Annotated in this window: 17 protein-coding genes; 10 read left to right on the top strand and 7 right to left on the bottom strand. The window is 62.2% G+C overall.

Annotated elements, in window-relative coordinates:
* Positions 1-110 precede the first annotated feature (110 nt).
* Complete coding sequence (gene yihA, locus PKE98_RS00850; RefSeq protein WP_271193331.1) at positions 111-746, bottom strand: ribosome biogenesis GTP-binding protein YihA/YsxC; 636 nt, start codon at positions 744-746, stop codon at positions 111-113.
* Positions 747-937: 191 nt separating this feature from the next.
* Between yihA and PKE98_RS00845 the strand changes: the two genes are divergently transcribed.
* The 5 genes from PKE98_RS00845 to PKE98_RS00825 all read left to right on the top strand — a co-directional run bounded on the left by PKE98_RS00845 (position 938) and on the right by PKE98_RS00825 (position 5,611).
* Positions 938-1,228, top strand: a complete 291-nt coding sequence (locus PKE98_RS00845) for a c-type cytochrome (RefSeq protein ID WP_271193330.1) — start codon at positions 938-940, stop codon at positions 1,226-1,228.
* Positions 1,229-1,272: 44 nt separating this feature from the next.
* Complete coding sequence (locus PKE98_RS00840) at positions 1,273-1,878, top strand: c-type cytochrome (RefSeq protein WP_271193329.1); 606 nt, start codon at positions 1,273-1,275, stop codon at positions 1,876-1,878.
* 173 nt (positions 1,879-2,051) lie between these two features.
* A complete protein-coding gene (locus PKE98_RS00835) occupies positions 2,052-2,690 on the top strand; it encodes a thiol:disulfide interchange protein DsbA/DsbL (protein WP_271193328.1) in 639 nt (212 codons plus the stop codon).
* Positions 2,691-2,696: 6 nt separating this feature from the next.
* On the top strand, positions 2,697-3,575 hold the full coding sequence (locus PKE98_RS00830; RefSeq protein WP_271193327.1) for an endonuclease/exonuclease/phosphatase family protein: 879 nt from the start codon (positions 2,697-2,699) through the stop codon (positions 3,573-3,575).
* Positions 3,572-5,611 carry a GGDEF domain-containing protein gene (locus PKE98_RS00825; RefSeq protein ID WP_271193326.1) on the top strand — a complete coding sequence of 680 codons (2,040 nt, stop codon included), beginning with the start codon at positions 3,572-3,574 and terminating at the stop codon, positions 5,609-5,611. Before PKE98_RS00830 ends, PKE98_RS00825 begins: the two co-directional genes overlap by 4 nt.
* A 77-nt stretch (positions 5,612-5,688) precedes the next feature.
* Here the strand turns inward: PKE98_RS00825 and PKE98_RS00820 are convergent, their stop codons facing one another.
* A complete protein-coding gene (locus tag PKE98_RS00820; RefSeq protein WP_271193325.1) occupies positions 5,689-7,038 on the bottom strand; it encodes a GTPase/DUF3482 domain-containing protein in 1,350 nt (449 codons plus the stop codon).
* A 135-nt stretch (positions 7,039-7,173) separates the two neighbouring features.
* The gene (locus PKE98_RS00815; protein WP_271193324.1) at positions 7,174-8,574 is read right to left on the bottom strand and encodes a DUF2868 domain-containing protein; all 1,401 of its coding nucleotides are present in this window, start codon (positions 8,572-8,574) and stop codon (positions 7,174-7,176) included.
* A 125-nt stretch (positions 8,575-8,699) separates the two neighbouring features.
* Between PKE98_RS00815 and PKE98_RS00810 the strand changes: the two genes are divergently transcribed.
* Both PKE98_RS00810 and PKE98_RS00805 read left to right on the top strand, forming a co-directional pair.
* A complete protein-coding gene (locus PKE98_RS00810) occupies positions 8,700-9,212 on the top strand; it encodes a dihydrofolate reductase (protein WP_271193323.1) in 513 nt (170 codons plus the stop codon).
* Positions 9,213-9,292: 80 nt separating this feature from the next.
* Positions 9,293-9,931: a YitT family protein gene (locus tag PKE98_RS00805; RefSeq protein ID WP_271193322.1), complete on the top strand. Its 639-nt coding sequence runs from the start codon at positions 9,293-9,295 to the stop codon at positions 9,929-9,931.
* 23 nt (positions 9,932-9,954) lie between these two features.
* Here PKE98_RS00805 and PKE98_RS00800 read toward each other — a convergent pair whose 3' ends face one another.
* The 4 genes from PKE98_RS00800 to PKE98_RS00785 form a co-directional block, all read right to left on the bottom strand.
* Complete coding sequence (locus tag PKE98_RS00800) at positions 9,955-10,410, bottom strand: metallophosphoesterase family protein (RefSeq protein WP_271193321.1); 456 nt, start codon at positions 10,408-10,410, stop codon at positions 9,955-9,957.
* Between the two features lie 160 nt (positions 10,411-10,570).
* Positions 10,571-12,412, bottom strand: coding sequence for a dihydroxy-acid dehydratase (gene ilvD, locus PKE98_RS00795; protein WP_271193320.1), 1,842 nt, complete (start codon positions 12,410-12,412; stop codon positions 10,571-10,573).
* Positions 12,413-12,728: 316 nt separating this feature from the next.
* Positions 12,729-13,925, bottom strand: a complete 1,197-nt coding sequence (locus PKE98_RS00790; protein ID WP_271193319.1) for a class I SAM-dependent rRNA methyltransferase — start codon at positions 13,923-13,925, stop codon at positions 12,729-12,731.
* A gap of 152 nt (positions 13,926-14,077) precedes the next feature.
* A complete protein-coding gene (locus tag PKE98_RS00785; protein WP_271193318.1) occupies positions 14,078-14,617 on the bottom strand; it encodes a type 1 glutamine amidotransferase domain-containing protein in 540 nt (179 codons plus the stop codon).
* A gap of 283 nt (positions 14,618-14,900) precedes the next feature.
* On the opposite strand from PKE98_RS00785, the gene PKE98_RS00780 reads away from it, so the two are divergent.
* The 3 genes from PKE98_RS00780 (at position 14,901) to PKE98_RS00770 (ending at position 17,123) form a co-directional block, all read left to right on the top strand.
* Positions 14,901-15,713, top strand: a complete 813-nt coding sequence (locus tag PKE98_RS00780) for an HDOD domain-containing protein (protein ID WP_271193931.1) — start codon at positions 14,901-14,903, stop codon at positions 15,711-15,713.
* A gap of 50 nt (positions 15,714-15,763) precedes the next feature.
* The gene (gene mutM / locus PKE98_RS00775) at positions 15,764-16,576 is read left to right on the top strand and encodes a bifunctional DNA-formamidopyrimidine glycosylase/DNA-(apurinic or apyrimidinic site) lyase (RefSeq protein WP_271193317.1); all 813 of its coding nucleotides are present in this window, start codon (positions 15,764-15,766) and stop codon (positions 16,574-16,576) included.
* 205 nt (positions 16,577-16,781) lie between these two features.
* Entirely contained in the window at positions 16,782-17,123 is a 342-nt protein-coding gene (locus PKE98_RS00770) for a multidrug transporter (RefSeq protein WP_271193316.1), read from the top strand.
* The last annotated feature ends 109 nt before the right edge of the window (positions 17,124-17,232 follow it).

Raw genomic sequence — 17,232 nt, 5'->3', positions numbered from 1 at the left:
TGTTGTGTTAAGTGTTGGCAGATATCTGAGCCCCGCCCTAGCGGTTCAGACCCTTAAACCCCGAGCCTCTCCCTCCCCATACGAAGCTCGGGGTTTTTTTTGCCTGCGATTTACTCGGCAGGCACTGTGTCTTCCAGCTCCATCCAGCGCGCCAGCACGGCTTGCGCCTCTTCGACGCCCATACGCTTTGGCGCCGAGAACAATTGGATTGTTACCCCGTCGCCCCAGCCTTTGCGCAGGTCGGTCTGCACTTTGAGCAAAGCATTTTTGGCGGCGCCGTAGGCCAGTTTGTCCGCCTTGGTCAGGAGGATATGCATAGGCATTTCGCTGGCTGCAGACCAATCGAGCATCAGCCGGTCAAACTCCGTGAGCGGGTGGCGAATGTCCATCATCAGCATCAAACCCTTCAGGCTTTCGCGGCTGCCGAGGTACGCTTCCAGGTGGCGTTGCCAGTGCAACTTCAGCGGGATCGGCACCTTGGCGTAGCCGTAACCTGGCAGGTCGACCAGGCGGCGCTCTTCGTCCAGACGGAAGAAGTTCAGCAGTTGGGTGCGTCCCGGCGTCTTAGAGGTACGGGCCAGGCTGGCGTGGGTCAATGTGTTCAACGCGCTGGATTTGCCGGCGTTGGAACGCCCGGCGAAGGCGACTTCAAAGCCCTGATCGTCTGGGCATTGGTCCACTTTTGCGGCGCTGATCATAAAGGCAGCCTGTTGGCACAGACCGATGATGGGGTTCTTGAATTGCATCGAATTTTCCGGTGAGGGGAGTGCCAGCAAGTGGCCCGGCGTGCGGTGTCGCTTCCGTTTCAGTGAGGCCAGTATATAATGCCGCAGATTTTGTGTGCGCTTTGTCCGGTAGAAGGGCAAGGATTGCTATAAGGATTTTCTGATTTCGCGCATTAGAACGCGGGACTTTCCTCACTGATGAGGTTGATCTGATGAAGTTGTTGCTGCTTGCAGCCACTACCCTGTTGTTGTCCTCGATGGCTCATGCAGCCCAGGACCCGGAAGCGGTATTCAACCGTTCCTGTGGAGCCTGCCATAATGGACAACTGCCGATGGCGCCTAAAAAAGGCGACACGGCTGCCTGGACCCCGCGGTTGGCCCAAGGCATGGACAAGTTGGTGCAGCATGTGACCGATGGATATAACGCCATGCCGCCTCGCGGCTTGTGCACCGACTGTAGCGCTGAAGACTTCCAAGCCATCATCCAGTGGATGAGCAAGTAAGCGACGCGTTGATTCTCTCCCTTTAGCCGTAATTGGATTAGCTGATGAACAAAGTACTCGTGAGTCTGCTGTTGACCCTGGGCATCTCCGGTATGGCTCATGCCGCAGGCGACGCCGCTGCAGGTCAAGGCAAAGCAGCTGTATGTGGCGCTTGCCACGGTGCCGACGGCAACAGCCCTGCGCCGAACTTCCCGAAACTGGCTGGTCAAGGCGAGCGCTACCTGCTCAAGCAATTGCATGACATCAAGGCCGGCAACCGCACCGTGCTGGAAATGACTGGCCTGCTGACCAACCTGAGCGATCAGGACCTGGCAGACATCGCCGCCTACTTCTCCAGCCAGAAAATGGGTGTAGGCGCAGCCGATCCGAAACTCGTAGCCCGTGGCCAGGACATCTTCCGCGGCGGCAACCTGGAAACCGGCATGCCAGCGTGCACCGGCTGCCACTCGCCAGACGGCTCGGGTAACGCTGCCGCCGGCTTCCCGCATCTGGGTGGTCAACACGCCACGTATGTGGCCAAGCAGCTGACCAACTTCCGCGAAGGCGATCGCACCAATGATGGTGACAGCATGATCATGCGCGGCATTGCAGCTAAGCTGAGCAACAAGGATATCGCTGCGGTATCCAGCTACATCCAGGGTCTGCACTAATCGCGCGACGGTAATATCCGTACGCATTAGCGTGAAGAAAGGGTGGCGAAAGCCACCCTTTTTCGTTGGGGCCCCCGTTACAATGTTGGCCGCTCAGCCGGGAACCCGCCGTCGGGCAATCGGTCGAAATCCAGCTCGCTATCGGGCGAGTTTTATCCGCCAAGGAGTCACGCATGCGTAACCTGATTTTCAGTGCTGTCCTCGCTACCGCGAGTTTGATCGGCATGACTGCTACCGCTACTGCAGCGGAGCCTATCGAAGCCGGTAAACAATACGTGGAGCTCTCCAGCCCTGTTCCGGTTTCCAAGCCTGGCAAAATTGAAGTCGTCGAGCTGTTCTGGTACGGCTGCCCGCACTGCTACCACTTCGAACCCACCATCAACCCATGGGTCAAGAAGCTGCCGGCTGACGTGCACTTCATCCGCATTCCCGCCATGTTCGGCGGCGTGTGGGATGCCCACGGCCAGCTCTTCGTAACCCTGGAGTCCATGGGCGTAGAAGAAAAAGTTCACGCCTCGATTTTCGACGCTATTCAGAATCAAGGTAAGAAACTGGCCAAGCCTGACGAAATGGCCGAGTTCCTCGCCACCCAGGGCATCGACAAAGACGAGTTCCTCAAGGCTTACAACTCCTTCGGCGTGAAGAGCCAGGTCGAGAAAGACAAGAAGCTGGCCATGGCCTACCAGATCAGCGGCGTACCGACCATGATCGTCAACGGCAAATACCGCTTCGATATCGGCTCGGCCGGTGGCCCTGAGCAAGCCCTGCAAGTGGCTGATCAACTGATCGCCAAAGAACGCGCAGCGAAGTAAGCCGCCATGCTCCGTCGCTGGGGTGCGCCACGAATTGCCGGTCCGCGCGATGCGCGGGTCAACCCGGCGTGTGGCGACACCAGCGGTCTGCCGGCAGACGGGCGTTTACGTCTGCTCAGTTTCAATATCCAGGTCGGCAATAGCACCGAGAGCTACCGTCACTACCTCACTCGCGGCTGGCAGCACCTGCTGCCGCACGTGGGGCGCTCCAGCAACCTGCAGCGTATCGGCGCGCTGCTCGGTGACTACGACCTGGTAGCCCTGCAGGAAGCGGACGGCGGCAGCCTGCGTTCGGGCTATATCAACCAGGTGGAACACCTGGCGCAATTGGGCGCATTTCCTTACTGGTATCAGCAGCTCAACCGCAACCTGGGGCGTCTGGCCCAGCACAGCAATGGCGTGCTCAGCCGCTTGCAACCCACCGTTATCGAAGATCATCCGCTGCCCGGCCCACCCGGTCGTGGCGCCATTCTTGTGCGCTTCGGCGAGGGCGACGATGCGCTCGCGGTGGTGATGATGCATTTGTCGCTGGGGGCCAAAACCCGCGTCCGGCAACTGGCCTATATTCGTGATCTGATTGGCGATTATCGCCATCAGGTGCTGATGGGCGACATGAACACCCACGCGTCTGATTTACTGCTTAACTCGCCCTTACGCGATTTGGGTCTGCTGGCCCCTCAGGTAGAAGCGACCTTCCCCAGCTGGCGCCCGCAGCGCTGCCTGGACCATATTCTGTTGAGCCCGAGTTTGACCCTGGAAGCTGTGCGCGTGCTGGCCCAACCGATTTCCGATCACCTGCCTGTGGCGGTGGAGATTCGGCTACCCGATAGCCTGTGCAGTGATCTGGATAGACCCAATACTTCCCTCGCGGAAATACCGACATGAGTGACGACGCGCAGCGTTGGAAAGAGAAGTACCTGAGCAGTCTGGAAGACCAGGAAAAACTCGAACGTCGTTGGGATAACCGTCTCGATCTGCTGCGTCGCGGCCTGGTGCGCAGCTCGCTGGCGGCCGAAGGTACCGACAAGGCCGTTGACCAGTGCATGCACGAACTGCGCGAGATCGTGCGGCGGGACGACATGGACGCCGGCCTTTCTGCCCTGATTCCTCGCCTGGAAAAAGCCGTGCTCGATTCCGAGCAACGCCGGGTGGAACGCGCCACGCAAGTTACCGGCGCACTCGGCGGTCTGGTTAACCAGTTGCTGAAGCTCGATCTGCCCAGCGAAGTGCGCAAGCCGCTGAAGAAATTCACCAAGCAAGTAGAAAACCGCGCCAGTCAGGTGCGTGAATTGCCGGCCCTGCTGGCCGAACTCAGCAGTCTGCAACGTCAGGCCTTGGACGTGCTGGAGGCCCCGGAATCGGCGCGCCCCGGTTTGCTGCAACGCCTGTTCGGTGGCCGCGATGGCGGTGCCGAGGAAGCAGACGATACGCCGGCGCCCGCGGCTCCTGTCGCCCCGCCGGCTCCGCAGGCGGCCCCGGTCGTAGCGGCAGCGCCCGCGCCCACCCCAATCGTTACGCCCACCCCTGTCGCTGAACCTGCCGCCGCAGCCGTGACCCTGGCACCGGCACCGGCACCGGCACCGGCGGCAGCGCCGGTGCCTGTGCCCGCAGCCGTTGTCGAGCCCGTTACCGTGCAGGCTACGGCGCCGGCCACGGGCAGTGAAGCCGCCACCGTCGCCATCAACGAAGCCCTGGCCGCTACCCGCGCCGTGTCGCGCGCTTCATCGCTCTCTACTCTGGATAGCCTGCCGCTGTCGGCCTCGTTGCTGACCGAAGGCGCGACGGTTTCGGCCGCCATTCACGCTACAGTCGAGCAAGAACTGGCCGACCCCGAGTTCGCTATTCCACCTGCGCCAGAGGCCGGCTACAGCGCTGTTGCCGCCCATGTCGAAGCCACCTTGCTAGGGTTGCTCGACGACCTGCCGGTGCCCGAGCACCACAAGCCCCAGGCCGAGTCCTTGCGTGGGCGTATACAGGCCGGGCTGAACCTTTACGAGCTGGTGCCTGTACTTGATGATTTCGCTGTACTGATGCTGGCCGTCGCCGACCTTGGCCAACGCGAATTCGAAGGCTATCTGGCGCAACTCAACCAGCGCCTGGCCACCTTTCAGGGCGGCCTGCAGGATGCCCACCAGGGCTACAGCGAATCGATGGCCGCGGCCCGCGAGCTCGATACCGAACTGCGCCAACAAGTGGATGGTCTGCACAGCAGCGTGCAGGAAGCCACCGACCTCAGCAGCCTCAAACATCTGGTGGAAAACCGTCTGGACGGCTTGCTCAGCACCATGTCCCAGTACCAGTCCCAGCGCGACGAGCGCGACCAGGAAGTGGCCGGACGCCTGCAAACCCTGGTGGAGCGTGTGGCGAGCATGGAGCAGGAAGCCAAGGGCTTCCGCGATCACCTGGAAGAGCAGCGGCAAAAAGCCCTCACCGACCCGCTCACTGGCCTGCCCAACCGCGCCGCCTGGGCCGAGCGCCTGGAATTGGAAGTCGCGCGCTGGCAGCGCTACGGCGGCGACTTGCTCCTGGCGGTGGTGGACATCGACCACTTCAAGCGCATCAACGACAACTACGGCCACCTGGCGGGCGACAAGGTGCTGAAGATCATCGCCGGTGAGCTGAACAACCGCCTGCGCAAAACCGACTTTATGGCGCGCTTTGGCGGGGAAGAGTTTGTGCTGCTCATTCCCGCCACGCCGCTGGCCGGAGGCCAGCAATTGCTGGAAACCCTGCGCGCCGCCATTGAGGCGTGCCCGTTCCACTTCAAAGGCGAGCGGGTGACTATCACCATCTCTGGCGGGCTTACGGCGTTTGCCGCTGGCGAGAAAGGCGACGAGGTGTTCGAGCGTGCCGACCAGGCGCTGTACCGCGCCAAGCGTGGCGGGCGCAATAACGTGGAAATCGCAAGCCTTGACGTGTAGGGCGGATACCGCCACCAGCGGTATCCGCCGATTCACCCAACTGCGCCGCGGCGGATATCTGCAAGCGGATATTCGCCCTACAACTGCGCTGCCAACTTCTCCACCGCCTCTTGCCGCTCCGCCTGCTGCACCCTTGCCTGCGGGTTCAGTGATGACCAACGCGGATGCGCCCGCGCCTGGCGCAGCACCGCCGGCAACTTGCCCTGCCGCCAGCCGGCGTTCTGCTCAACCTTCACCTCCACTGCCGCCGTGGCCGCATGCCCGCGCGCGTTGAGCGCCTCCAGCAACTGGAGTTGCCGTACCGCCAACAGGCGCAGCACGTTGTCATCGACCGTCAGCTCACGCTGGCCCTTGAGCTTGCCCAGCAAGCGCTCGCCATAGTTGCGTGCCGTCTGCACGCCGCCGCCGGCCAACGCTCCCAGCAAGATGGCGGCGCCAAGGGTCAAACCACCCACCATCAAATCGATGCCCGCACCCGCGGCTGCTCCGGCCGCCATGCCGCTGCCCACGTGCACGCCCAACTGCTTCAGGGTTTCCGGGTTGAACAAGTCGTCACCCCAACGCCCGTCCAGCAGCGGTAGGTCACCGGCCCGGGCATCTTCCTGGCGGAAGGCATACAAACGCAGCAGCGCCTGCACGCACGCTTGCTCGCGCTGACGAATGCCCTGGTGCAACGCCTGCACCTGCGCGTGCTCATCGCCGCCCACACTGCGTCGGCAAGCGGCGCAGTCGATCAGCAGTTCGGCGATCAGGCGCAGCCCGGCGTTGTGGCGCGCTTTTGCCTGAGCCTCATGATCGGCAACCAGCCGTTCCAATTGCGGGCGGGATTTTTCCAGTAGCAACGCCAGGCTTTCATAGAGCCGTCGCTCACCATCGAGCGGCGGCGCCACGGTGTCGAAACGCACCAGCGCGTGCAGGCCCAGGCGGGCCAGCGCGTCGCGCCATTCTTCTTCGCGCTGCTGGGCGCTGGTGACGAAATTGAGCACCGGCAGCAAGGGTTTACCGCAGCTGCTCAGCACCGCCAACTCATCGCGGTACTTGGCCAGCACCGGCTCGCGGGCGTCGATCACATACAGACCGGCGTCGCAGGCAAGTAACTGGCGCAGCACCTTGGCTTCCTGCTCGAAACGTTGGCGGGCTTCGCTGGTGTCGAGAAAGCGCGCCAGCCGTGCAGGGCCGTCCAGGCGTTCGCCGGGGCGGTCCAGGCGTTCAAGGTAATCGAGCAGGGCGATGGCGTCTTCCAGGCCGGGTGTGTCGTAAAGCTCCAGCAAGGCCTGGCCGTCGACCGATAGCCGGGCACCTTCCACGTGACGAGTAGTGCTGGGGCGATGGGACACCTCGCCGAAGCCAACGTCTCGGGTGAGCGTGCGCAGCAGGGAGGTTTTACCAACGTTGGTGTGGCCGACTACGGCGAGTTTCAGGGTCATGCTTTTCCCTCACCCCCCGCCCTCTCCCGCACACGGGAGAGGGCGCCTAATCGCGCATTCAGGGAGAAATACGATCGGTCCCCCTCTCCCGCTTGCGGGAGAGGGGCTAGGGGTGAGGGCCAGCAGCAACGCACATCAATCATACTCACCTCCCAACCACCCCAACGGCGCACCTTGCCTCCACTCCAACTGCAACCCCTCCAGCGCCACATGCCAATCCTCCAACCGCTGACTGTCCAGCGCTTCGCCCGGCTCAGCTGCCAATAACCACACCCGCGTTTGCCCGGCATTGCGCGCCAACTCGGCCAGCAGCGCCAGGGTGCCGCGGTCCGGCGAACGGCGCGGGTCGCAGGCAATGCCCAGGCGTGCCGGTGGAAAACGACTGAGCTGGTCCAGCAGATGCTGGCGCTGCTCGCGGCTATCGATCACCCCGGCATCGGCCACGCCCTTGGGCAGTGCCGGCGGCCATGGGCGGCGGGGGTCCAGTTCGACGGCCACCAGCACGGCGCCCTCACTGGCCAACGCCTGGCCGCCGGGCTGCGCGACAGCCAGGTGTTCGGGCGCGGCGTCGGTGACGCCCAGGCGCTCGCTGCTGGGTTGCAGGCGTTCGCGCAGTAGGCTGTAGCCGGGCAAGTCGAGGTCCAGGCGCAAGCTGGCGCGGCCCTGCTGCCAGCGCCAGGCACAGAACAGCGCGAGCAGTACACGTGGCAGCAGGCCGTAACACACCAACACTCCGAGTACCCACACCGCCCACACCTGGCGGGCGCCTTCCTCGGCCACGGCATCGGCACCGCTGGCGCGAATCAACCCGACTGTCGGCGTGCTGAAGCCGAGCACCTGGGGTAGAGCGCCGAGGGTTTGAATCAGAGTGACGAAAGTGTCGCTACCCAGCAGCGTGGTTTCCCACACGAAGCCGTAGCGCCGCGTCGCCAGCAAGGCCAGCAGACTGCCCAGCGCGCTGAGCAACAGCAGTGCCCACAGACCATGCACCAGCAGGCCCAGCCCCCAGCGATTGAGACGCTGGCGCTGCAACAGCACCAACAACGCCGGAGCCAGCTGCACGGCCTGGGCATCGCGGGCGAATTTTTCACTTAGCCATAACCACAACCGGCCGAGGGTGGCGCTGCCATTGCCTGCGACGACCACGCCGACAATCCAGCCCACCAGCGTCAGCGCATGCAGCCCCAGCAGGCTGCCCAGCGCCCACATCAAGTTGACCGGCCGCACGCCATCGCCCAGCGCGGCTAGCCCGAGTCCGGCGCCGCTGAGTACCGCCGCCGCCAGCAGCAGCCACAGCGCCAACACGGCACCCTGGCGCCAATGGAGCAGGGCGGCGTGCATGCCATCGCGTTGCGCCAGCCACAGTGCGCGGGCCTCGACTCGGCTGGCCAGATCGCCGCCGGCCGCCACGGCCTGACGATTCGCTTCGCGGTCCTCCAGCGGCCCGGCCTGTTCTTCGCGCAGGCGAACGGCTTCGGTCAGCCACAGGCGTTGCAAGGGTGAGAGGGTAGCGAGTGGGGCTTTCAATGCGGTCATGCACAAACTCATGGCTGAAAAAGACGGCCCGCCTGAACCGGGGCCGGGTCTGAGGATAACCCCTGAAGCGTCACCCATCATCCGTTTGCTTTTTTTCCGCCGTGCATGCCGTTATCCTCGCCGCCATGAAAACGACCTTGCCCCTCTGCCTGATCGCCGCCCTCGCCGATAACCGCGTGATTGGCCGCGACAACCAATTGCCCTGGCACCTGCCGGCGGACCTCAAGCACTTCAAGGCCATGACCCTCGGCAAGCCGATCATCATGGGCCGCAAAACCTGGGACTCCCTGGGCCGGCCGCTGCCGGGCCGTCTCAACCTGGTGGTCAGCCGCCAGGTCGGCCTGCAACTGCAAGGCGCCGAAGTATTTCCCTCGCTGGAAGCGGCGCTGCAGCGCGCCGAAGAGTGGGCCAAGGGCGAGGACGCCGATGAGCTGATGCTGATCGGCGGCGCTCAGCTTTACGAACAAGGCCTGGCCCTGGCCCAGCGCCTGTACCTGACCCGCGTGGCCTTGAGCCCTGAGGGCGATGCCTGGTTTCCTGCGTTCGACGAGTCAGCCTGGCACCTGGCCTCGAGCATTGAGCACGAAGCCAGCGCCGAGACGCCGGCCTACAGCTTCGAAGTCTGGGACAAGCGCTAGGCCTGCACCTCCCGCCTACTGACTACGCTAATCACGCTGCCCCGCTCGGGGCGGCGCGTCGTTATTTCCGAGGTTTACCCATGCAAGACAACACACCGGCGGTGGATACCGTCGCTAAGGTTTTTGTTCGCCACCCGCTTTGGGAAGACGGCCTGGCCATGATTTCCGGCACCGCGATGGTGGCCCTGGGCATTGCCTTCTATGCCCACGCCGGGCTGCTCACCGGCGGCATGGTGGGGTTGGCCTTTCTGCTCAAGTACCAGTTGGGCGTGCCGTTTGGCCTGATGTTTTTTCTGCTGAATCTGCCGTTTTATGCGCTTGGCATCTGGCGCATGGGCTGGAGTTTTACCCTGCGCACCGGTTGCGCCGTGGCGCTGGTGTCGGTGCTGGCCGAGCTGACGCCAACCTGGATTTCCTTCAACCACCTGAGCCCGCTGTATGCGGCGGTGTTCGGTGGGCTGGCGATGGGCTTGGGGTTGCTGATGCTGTTCCGCCATCGCGCCAGTTTGGGCGGAGTGAATATTCTTGCGCTGTTCGTGCAGGAGCGTTTCGGCGTGCGGGCCGGGCTGGTGCAGATGGGCGTGGATGGACTGATCGTCGCGGCGTCGCTGTTTGTGATTGCGCCTGAAAAGGTGGCCTTGTCGGTACTGGGCGCGTTGGCGCTGAATATGGTACTGGCGATCAATCACCGTTCAGATCGGTATATGGGGGTAAGTTGAAGCATTGGTGCACACACCACACCCTACAAAAGCTCGTGCAGTTCGCCGGTCACCAATCCGTCTTCAATCCGCAGAAAACCCACGCTGATCGGTAATTTGAAGCGTCGCGGGCCGGCGCTGCCGGGGTTGATATACAGCACCCCATGCAACTGCTTTTGTAGCGGCTTGTGCGAGTGGCCGGTCACCACTACGTCGATGCCCGCCGGCAGGTGCTCCGGCACATCGGCCATTTCATGCACCACGTAAATGCCAATGCCGTCGATGCGCAGCACCGCATGCGTGGGCACGCTGCTGGCCCAGCTGTCATCTTCGTCGTTGTTGCCGCGCACGACAGTCAGCGGCGCCAGATCGCGCAGGGCTTCGAGGATCTCCGGTTTACCGATGTCGCCGGCATGCACGATGCGGTCGCAGCCTTGCAACGCGGCCAGGGCTTCGGGGCGCAACAGGCCGTGGGTATCGGAGATCAGGCCGATCTTCATGGGCAATTCCTCCCGTGGTTTTACTGGGTGAAATCGGAGAATTTAACGACCAATAGGTCGTTTGATCAAAAGCTTCGCCAGCAAGCTGGCTCCTACGCAATCCAACACCGCATAAAAAGCCCCGCACGAAGCGGGGCTTTTTTATTTCAGCAGCAAGCCATCACAGCCCGTCGAGCATCGCCTTGTTGCGCACAGCACCCTTGTCGGCACTGGTCGCCAGCAGGGCGTAAGCCTTCAGCGCGGTCGTTACTTTGCGTGGGCGTTTTTCCACCGGCTTCCAACCTTTCTTGTCCTGCTGATGGCGGCGATGGGCGATTTCTTCATCGGTCACCAGCAGGTTGATGCTGCGGTTCGGGATGTCGATCAGCACTTTGTCGCCGTCGCGCACCAGGCCAATGGCGCCGCCCGCTGCCGCTTCCGGCGAAGCGTGGCCGATGGACAGGCCCGACGTGCCGCCCGAGAATCGGCCGTCGGTGAGCAGGGCGCAGGCTTTGCCCAAGCCTTTGGATTTCAGGTACGAAGTCGGGTAGAGCATTTCCTGCATGCCCGGGCCGCCTTTCGGACCTTCGTAGCGAATGATAACGATATCGCCTTCCTTCACTTCGTCGGCGAGGATGCCGCGCACCGCGCTGTCCTGGCTTTCAAAGATCTTGGCGTTGCCTTCGAACACATGGATGGACTCATCCACGCCGGCGGTTTTCACCACGCAGCCGTCCAGGGCGATGTTGCCGTACAGCACGGCCAGGCCGCCTTCTTTCGAATACGCGTGTTCGAAGCTGCGGATGCAACCGTTTTCACGGTCATCGTCCAGGGTTTCCCAACGGGTCGACTGGCTGAACGCCGTCTGGGTCGGGATACCGGCAGGGCCGGCTTTGAAGAAGTGGTGCACGGCTTCGTCGTCAGTCTGGGTGATGTCCCATTTGGCGATGGCCTCGGCCATGGATTTGCTGTGCACGGTCGGCAGGTCGGTGTGCAGCAGGCCGCCACGGGCGAGCGAGCCGAGGATGCTGAAGATACCGCCGGCGCGGTGCACATCTTCCATGTGGTACTTCTGGATGTTCGGCGCCACTTTGCACAGCTGCGGCACCAGGCGGGACAGGCGGTCGATATCGCGCAGGTCGAAATCGATCTCGGCTTCCTGGGCGGCGGCCAGCAAGTGCAGGATGGTGTTGGTCGAACCGCCCATGGCGATGTCCAGCATCATGGCGTTTTCGAAGGCTTTGAAGTTGGCGATATTGCGCGGCAATACCGACTCATCGCCTTCGCCGTAGTAGCGCTTGCACAGCTCCACCACGGTGCGGCCGGCTTGCAGGAACAACTGCTCGCGATCGCTGTGGGTGGCCAGGGTGGAACCGTTGCCCGGCAGGGCCAAGCCCAGGGCTTCGGTCAGGCAGTTCATCGAGTTGGCGGTGAACATGCCGGAGCACGAGCCGCAGGTAGGGCAGGCGCTGCGCTCGTACTCGGCGACTTTCTCGTCGGAGGCGCTGGAGTCGGCGGCGATCACCATGGCGTCGACCAGGTCCAGGCCGTGGCTGGCGAGTTTGGTCTTGCCGGCTTCCATCGGGCCGCCGGAAACGAAGATCACCGGGATGTTCAGGCGCAGGGCGGCCATCAGCATGCCGGGGGTGATCTTGTCGCAGTTGGAGATGCACACGATGGCGTCGGCGCAGTGCGCGTTGACCATGTATTCCACGGAGTCGGCGATGATCTCGCGGCTTGGCAGCGAATAGAGCATGCCGTCGTGGCCCATGGCGATGCCATCATCGACTGCGATGGTGTTGAACTCTTTTGCCACGCCGCCGGCTTTTTCGATCTCGCGGGCGACCAGTTGGCCGAGGTCCTTCAGGTGCACGTGGCCAGGCACGAACTGGGTGAAGGAGTTGGCGATGGCGATGATCGGTTTCTTGAAGTCTTCATCCTTCATCCCGGTGGCGCGCCACAAGGCGCGAGCGCCGGCCATGTTGCGACCGTGGGTGGACGTTTTTGAGCGGTAATCAGGCATGACGGTTTCCTGCGGCTATTCAGGTGTCTGTTTATATTCGTGTCGGAGCGCTGGTTGGCCGGGGGCGACGGCAGATGGCCGTACGTTCGGGGCAGGTCGCAATTCGAAACGGGGTCACCGCTCGTGCGGCCGGGGCTCACAAGCCCGCCGGGGATGGTTGGCGAGGAATGAACTGATTCTACGCCCCCCGCGCCGGGCGAGGAAAGGCTGGCGGTCTGGATCGCCGTTGTAGGGCGGATATCCGCCGCGTCCACCGTCATCGCAACGGTGGATATCGCTTCGCGATATTCGCCCTACGCCAGCAATACCGAGACCGTTACGCGTTCGGCAGCAACCGGCACGTCAGGCTCTTGATGTAGCGGGTTTCGGCAATCGCCATGTGCACCGGATGGTCCGGGCCCTGGGCGCCGCGCTCGAGCATGATGATGTTGCGGTCCAGATGACGGGCGCTCTGCAGCAGTATGTTCTGCAGGTTGTCTTCTTCCAGGTGCATGGAGCACGAGGCGCTGACCAGAATGCCGTCCTTGCTCAGCAAACGCATGGCCATTTCATTCAGGCGACGATAGCCAGCTTCGCCGTTCTTGATGTCTTTCTTGCGCTTGATAAAGGCGGGCGGGTCGCACACCACCACGTCGAAGCGCTCTTCCGAGGCTTTGAGCTCCTTCAGCGCTGCGAACACATCACCTTCGATGCACGTCACTTTCTCGGCAACGCCGTTGAGGGTGGCGTTGCGCTCTACACCGTCGAGAGCGAATGCCGAGGCGTCGACACAAAACACTTCACTGGCGCCGAACGCCGCCGCTTGCACACCCCAGCCGCCGATGTAGCTAAACAGATCCAGCACGCGCTTGCCTTTGACGTACGGCGCCAGGCGCGCGCGGTTCATACGGTGGTCATAGAACCAACCGGTTTTCTGCCCTTCGATTACCGGCGCTTCGAACTTCACGCCGTTCTCTTCCAGAGCGACCCACTCCGGTACCACACCGAACGGGGTTTCGACATAACGCGGCAGGCCTTCGGCATCGCGCGCAGCAGAATCGTTCTTGAACAGCACGCCGCGCGGTTGCAGCACTTGCACCAGGGCGGCGAGCACTTCGTCCTTCTGGCGTTCCATGGTCGGCGAGGTGATCTGCACGACAAGGATGTCGAAGAAACGATCAACCACCAGGCCTGGCAGCAGGTCGGAGTCGCCATACACCAAGCGGTAGCACGGTTGGTCGAACAGGCGCTCGCGCAGCGACAAGGCGACGTTGATGCGGTGCACCAGCAGCGACTTATCCAGTTCATGTTTGGTGTCGCGCGACAGCAGGCGGGCGCAAATCAGGTTGTTGGGGCTTATGCCCACAACGCCCAGTGGCTTGCCGCCGGCGGCTTCGAGAATGGCCTGATCGCCGGCCTGAAAGCCGGACAGTGGCGTGACGGCCACATCGATTTCGTTGCTGTAAACCCACAAATGCCCGGCGCGCAGACGGCGATCGGCATTGGCTTTTAGGCGCAGGCTGGGCAGGGACATGGGGGGCGCTCTCCGAAAAAAGAGCGGGAGTATAGCGTAGGTTGGGTTGAGCCGGAGGCGAAGCCCAACAGCCCAAACGAGGTACTTAGACCACGTGGTTGTTGGGCTTCGCTGCGCTCAACCCAACCTACATCTACGAATCCCTATGATCGTTAGGCCGCCAACGTCTCGATCAGCTTCTTGTTAAACGCCGGAATGTCATCCGGCTTGCGGCTGCTAATCAGCGTGCCATCGGTCACCACTTCCTCGTCGACCCATTTGCCGCCGGCGTTGGTGATGTCGTCTTTGAGCGAGCTCCAGCTGGTAATGGTGCGGCCTTTTACCAGCCCGGACGACACCAGCAACCAGGCGCCATGGCAAATCACGGCAATCGGCACTTCATTCTGCGAGGCCTGCACCACCAGGCTTTGCGCCTCGGGAATGCTGCGAATGGTGTCGGAGTTCATCACGCCGCCCGGCAAGACCAACGCGTCATAGTCGCCGATGTTCGCCGCCTCGAAGGTCTTGCTCACGGTAAAGCTGTCGCCCGGTTTGTCGTGGTGCCAGCCTTTAACCTGCCCGGTGCTGTCGGAAAGAATATCCACGGTAGCGCCCAGTTGTTCCAGGGCGTCTTTCGGGCCGGTCAGTTCCACTTGTTCGAAACCGTCGGTGACGAGCAGGGCGACGCGTTTGCCTTTCAAAGAGGTTGTCATGGAAGCTCCTTTATCCGTTGAGGGTGTATAAGTTCCGAGGCCGCTGTGGCGGGTAAAGTTCAGGTTGTTCGACGGCGGTCAGGTCCGGACGAGTGGTCTAGCTCGCTTTCCCGCGCCGTTATTAAGTTCTTTCCGTCTGTCGGCGTTTTCCTGCGCTGCCGAGGGTTACGTCGGGTAACCAGGCGGTTAGACTGTGTGGCATTCGTCACGTCAACTAGCCTGTGCAGTCATGGCCCAAGAACTCTCCGCTGAACAAATCCAGAAAGTCCTGCAAGGCATCAGCGTGCCGCCGCAACCTCAGATCATGGTCGACCTGCAAATGGAGCAGGTGATGCCCCATCCTGATTTGAAGACCATCGCCAAGCTGATCAGCCAGGACCCCGGCTTGTCCGGCGCCTTGTTGAAAATCGTCAACTCGCCTTTCTTCGGTCTGTCCAACCGCATCGCCTCGATTCAGCAAGCGGTGAACCTCTTGGGCTGTAACACGGTGATCAACCTGATCAACGCGCAGTCGATCAAGGGTGAGATGACCGATGAGGCGATCGTCACCCTCAACCGTTTCTGGGATACCGCCCAAGACGTCGCCATGACCTGCCTGACCCTGGCTAAGCGTATCGGCTATCAGGCGGCCGACGAGGCCTACACCCTGGGCCTGTTCCACAACTGCGGCATTCCGCTGATGATCAAGCGTTTTCCCGACTACATGACCGTGCTGGAGGAGGCCTACGCCAGCGCCACCGCCGAGCGGCGTATCGTCGACACGGAAAACCGCGTGCTCAATACCAACCATGCGGTGGTCGGTTACTTCACCGCCAAGTCGTGGAACCTGCCGTTGCACCTGTGCGATGCGATTGCCAACCACCACAATGCCCTGTCGATCTTTACCGACGACTCGGTTCGTGATGCGCAGCTGAAGACGCTGCTGGCGATTCTGAAAATGTCCGAGCACATCTGCGAAAGCCATCGGGTGCTGGGCAACCAGACCGACGATTTCGAATGGCAGAGCATCGAGCAACTGGTGCTGGAGTACGTGGGGCTGTCGGAGTACGACTTCCAAACGCTCAAAGAAAGCATTCGCGACCTGAGCATGCATTGAGCCCCGCCGCTTGCTAAGGTGCTCCACCCTCTCTTGTCGCGGGCCCTGTCATGCCTGAATTACCCGAAGTCGAAACTACGCGCCGTGGCATTGCGCCGTACCTCGAAGGTCAGCGCGTCAGCCGCGTGATCGTGCGTGATCGCCGGTTGCGTTGGCCGATTCCCGAAGACCTTGACGTGCGCCTGTCCGGCCAGCGCATTGAAAGCGTAACCCGCCGCGCCAAGTACCTGCTGCTGACGGCCGAAGCCGGCACCTTGATCAGTCACCTGGGCATGTCGGGCAACTTGCGCCTGGTGCCTATCGATACGCCTGTGGCCAAGCATGAACATGTGGATATCGAACTGGAGTCGGGCCTGGCGCTGCGCTACACCGACCCGCGGCGGTTCGGCGCCATGCTCTGGAGCACCGAGCCGCTGCTACATGAGCTGCTGGTGAAACTGGGGCCGGAACCGCTGACCGAGTTGTTCGATGGCGACCGCTTGTTCACGCTTTCGCGGGGCAAGAGCATGGCGGTAAAGCCCTTCATCATGGATAACGCGGTGGTGGTTGGGGTGGGCAATATCTACGCGACCGAAGCGCTGTTCGCCGCCGGTATCGATCCGCGCCGCGAAGCCGGCTCCATTTCGCGAGCCCGTTATCTGGAGCTGTCACTGCAGATCAAACGTATTCTGGCCCATGCCATTGAACGCGGCGGCACCACGTTGCGTGACTTTGTCGGCGGCGATGGCCAGCCGGGTTATTTCCAGCAGGAACTGTTTGTGTACGGGCGCGGTGGCGAGTTCTGCAAAACCTGCGGCAGCACCTTGCGTGAAGTAAAGCTGGGGCAGCGCGCGAGCGTGTATTGCCCTAAATGTCAGCGCTGATACATCGGCTGCGAACCCTATAAAAAACGGCGGTATTGGCAGGGCGTGTGTAAGCGCACAGTTACGCTCGGTTTTTTCCTCGCCAATTGCCCTGCAAAACCCGCAGAATGCGATCTCCAGCGCTTGACGGCCGTCACGCTGACAATTTCCGGAGCGCTGTTATAGTTACAGCCACCGCACTTTGAATCGATGAAGGACCGCACTCATGAACCTGTTTCGCTCAACCGCTGTCGTCCTGGCGCTGACCACTGGCTTCCTGGCACTGCCGGCAATGGCGGAGCAGACCAACCAGAGCGGCGATCCCACCTACACCTTAGAAGCTCCGCCAGCCTGGGCCATGCTCGGTGACCTGATCATCGCCCGCCCCCTGCTGATCGCCACCACCATCATTGGTGCCGGTGCTTTCGTGATCAGCCTGCCGTTCACCGCCGCTGGCGGTAACATCGGTGAAGCGGGCAAGGCGCTGGTCGTAGACCCCGGCAAAGAAGCTTTCGTACGCTGCCTGGGCTGCACTGAAAGCGGCTACAAGCAAAAACAGCCGGAGTAAGTTGCGGGCATAAAAAAGCCGGTCCAGGTGACCGGCTTTTTTATGCCCGCGATTTGAAGCAGCGTAGGGCGAATATTCCAAAGGGATATCCGCCGCTGCCATCCAAAGT

Origin of the sequence: Pseudomonas turukhanskensis, assembly GCF_027922365.1 — a bacterium.
Lineage (GTDB): Bacteria > Pseudomonadota > Gammaproteobacteria > Pseudomonadales > Pseudomonadaceae > Aquipseudomonas > Aquipseudomonas turukhanskensis.
Note: the sequence above shows the minus strand (reverse complement) of the source record. Positions and strands in the feature narration are given on the sequence as shown.